At 43.9% G+C, this 3,063-nt stretch carries 4 protein-coding genes; all 4 read right to left on the bottom strand.

Annotated elements, in window-relative coordinates; translation table 11 throughout:
- Positions 1 to 431: 431 nt before the first annotated feature.
- Positions 432 to 1,613 carry a glycine C-acetyltransferase gene (locus Q7P41_RS08455; RefSeq protein WP_303883456.1) on the bottom strand — a complete coding sequence of 394 codons (1,182 nt, stop codon included), beginning with the start codon at positions 1,611 to 1,613 and terminating at the stop codon, positions 432 to 434.
- Positions 1,614 to 1,644: 31 nt separating this feature from the next.
- A complete protein-coding gene (gene nrdD, locus Q7P41_RS08450; RefSeq protein WP_303883454.1) occupies positions 1,645 to 2,172 on the bottom strand; it encodes an anaerobic ribonucleoside-triphosphate reductase in 528 nt (175 codons plus the stop codon).
- 225 nt (positions 2,173 to 2,397) lie between these two features.
- Complete coding sequence (gene rpsU, locus Q7P41_RS08445; RefSeq protein ID WP_303883452.1) at positions 2,398 to 2,571, bottom strand: 30S ribosomal protein S21; 174 nt, start codon at positions 2,569 to 2,571, stop codon at positions 2,398 to 2,400.
- Between the two features lie 32 nt (positions 2,572 to 2,603).
- Positions 2,604 to 2,945 carry a histidine triad nucleotide-binding protein gene (locus Q7P41_RS08440; protein ID WP_303883450.1) on the bottom strand — a complete coding sequence of 114 codons (342 nt, stop codon included), beginning with the start codon at positions 2,943 to 2,945 and terminating at the stop codon, positions 2,604 to 2,606.
- Between the last annotated feature and the right edge of the window lie 118 nt (positions 2,946 to 3,063).

Here is a 3,063-nt window from a genome sequence, read left to right as displayed (position 1 = left end):
CAGCATAAGCCGATATCCCACAAACCGCCAAAATTAACCCAGCAAAAAAAAGAATCCTTATAAATCTTTTCATTTACACCCCTCCTCTAGTATTGATACTAAAGTACCCTTAGTCATTATATAAAAAACCTGCTAAAAATGAAAGCTATGCTAACTATTTCGTGCTGACAAACACATGGATTAAAAAGGAATCTCAATTTAGTGTTAGTGAGGACTTTTTCATCATAAGGTTGCAACGTGCTTCCACAAACGAATACATAGAAGCGAAAAAGCGTACTTTATCGATGGATACGCGCTTCATGGCGTCTCATGTACGAAAAATGTTTGTCACCGCTCTCTGAATTATGCAAATCGCCATAACTTTCGACAATGCGCAAAGTAACGGACTTTTAGGCTGCTCACTAACTTTGATCACCTTGCAAGATCTATTTTCAGATAATGCCCAAGGACCTTCCTACTTTAGAAAATTTGTCGACAGCGAAGTCCAGATCCTCTTTAGAATGTGCCGCTGAGACCATGGCCCTCAACCTGGCGCTGCCCAAGGGGACGGTCGGATAGGCGATGGATTGTATAAATATTCCTTCTTCAAACAATTTCAAACTAAACTCCTTTGCCTTATTTGCATCGCCAACCATTATAGGAGTAATGGGCGTTTGAGACCTACCGATGTCAAATCCTTTCTCTTTTAAGGACTTTTTGAGGTAGTTGCCATTTTCCCAGAGCTTTTTCACTAAATCGTCACTTTCTTCCAAGATATCCACAGCCGCTATATTGGCAGCAACGTCGGGAACAGTCAGGGCGCTGCTAAACAAGTTTGGACGAGCTTTTTGACGCAAAAACTCGACCAACTCCTTGCTTCCTGCAACAAATCCTCCGACTACACCAAAGGCCTTAGACAAAGTGCCAACCTCAATGTCAACTTTTTCGCCCAAACCGAAATGATCAATGATTCCCCTTCCTCCACGACCTAAAACGCCTTCGCCGTGAGCGTCATCAACCATGACCATGGCGCTATAGCGATCCGCCAATTCCACTATATCAGGCAGAGGAGCTATATCGCCATCCATGGAAAAGACCCCATCGGTGACTATGAGCTTCCTGCAATCTCTGTCTGCATATTCTTTCAGCTTAGCCTCGAGGTCTTCAACGTCGCAGTGGCCGTATCTAACTATCTCAGCCCTGCTCAACCTACAACCGTCGATTATCGAGGCGTGATTCAACTCATCGCTAAATATGAGATCGCCTCTTTCTACTAACGGTGGAATCGCTGACAAGTTAGCACAAAAGCCAGATTGTACGACGAGGGCAGCTTCAGCGCCCTTAAAGGCCGCCAATTTTTTCTCTAACTCCACGTGTATTGACATCGTACCTGCGATAGTACGAACGGCGCCGGGTCCAACACCAAATTTATCGATGTATTCCTTGGCCTTCTCGCATAACCTAGGATCATTGCAAAGTCCAAGGTAATTATTTGAACACAAGTTTAAAACTTGTTTTCCCTCTATTTGTACCCACGGACCTTGAGGGCTTTCAAGAACCCTGATATAGACGTACAATCCCTCGTCCTTAAGGCGCTTAAGCTCCTTCTCCACGAACTTCATTTTAGATGACATGCCCAAAACCCCTCCTTGAGATTGTCATGTTTTATCTAATGATAGCACCGGGAAACTTCTCGCGCAAAACCTCACGTTCTGGCTCCTTTGTTCTCCTTAAAGATTCGCTCATGGCATTTTGGGGCCTAAAACACTGAATCGCCCAACGGACGTTTTCGACTAAATAGCTTTGAATTATAGCAAGGTCATCATAATTCATCAAATCTGGGACGAAGGTCGTTCGGATTTCCACTTCGAGACCAAGATGCAATAATAAAAACAGGGATCTTTGCACTAAATTTGTATCGACGGTACAGCCGCACAAAAGATCATATTTTTCCCAAGGCGCCTTTACATCCATGGCGATAGCACTGTAATCTCCATAAGTTTTGCCACTTAACTTTCCACCAGGGCCAATGGCTTGCACATGACGGAAGTGCTTTGGAATTTCATAGTACAAGTTTATGTCCGTGAAGGCTACTTGCCCTCCCCTACCCCCAGCTAATTGATTAAATTCAAATATCAACATCTGAGCCAATTGACGTAGATCGCGGTCGCTGCAATAGGGCCTAATCACCATTCCTGTTTGGAATGACTGAAAGGCCTTTACGCTCGAAGTTGCTCAAATTTTTGGTCCTTAAGACTCAATAAAACTTGAAAGGCTTTAGCTTGTTATTTGGCGTCTATCAACCTTCAAGGCTGTGCCGCACTTATTTAAAAGTTAAAAGGGGAAGATGAGTGCTCATCTTCCCCTTTTAACTTGCAAGCATGAAACAACAAAACTGACCTTTAGAGCGTAGAAACGCTAGCCCCGGCGCCTTCTTGAATTCGATCTTTTCTTCTTTCTTATCTCGCTCGGTTTTTCGTAGCGTTCGTGTTTCCTCGCATCTCGAAGGACTCCAACTTTCCTAACCTCTCTTTTAAAGCGGCGCAAAGTATCATCTATTGATTCGTTTTCCCTTCTGTAAACTTTAGCCATCTCTCTCCCCCCTTTCGCATCTCATGACAGCCTTAACCGGGGGGCCAACCAAATTTGCGCCCAGAAAGCAAATGTAAGTGAAGATGAAATATGCTCTGACACGCCTGGCTCCCGCAATTTATAACGACTCTGTAACCAGAGTCTGCCAGCCCCATCCGCTCTGCTACTGTCGTCAAAACCTTCATGAGATTAACCCAGATGGAAGGATCTTTCACGTCTTGAGAGGTCGGTATGTGTGATTTTGGGATTATCAAGTAATGATGAGGCGCTTGTGGCGCTATATCCTTGATCGCTAAGACATCTTTTGTTTCATATACAATGTCACTTTTTATATCGCCATTTACGATCTTGCAAAAGACGCAACTACTAACCACACGCCATTCCTCCAAAACCTTTTGATCTATTTTACCCTACATTCATGTCTCTTACAAGCCAATTTGCCCATGCACAAACCTTCGCAGCATTTCGCAGTGCCACTAGATAGCATCTTTA

This window comes from Acetomicrobium mobile, from assembly GCF_937920065.1.
Note: the sequence above shows the minus strand (reverse complement) of the source record. Positions and strands in the feature narration are given on the sequence as shown.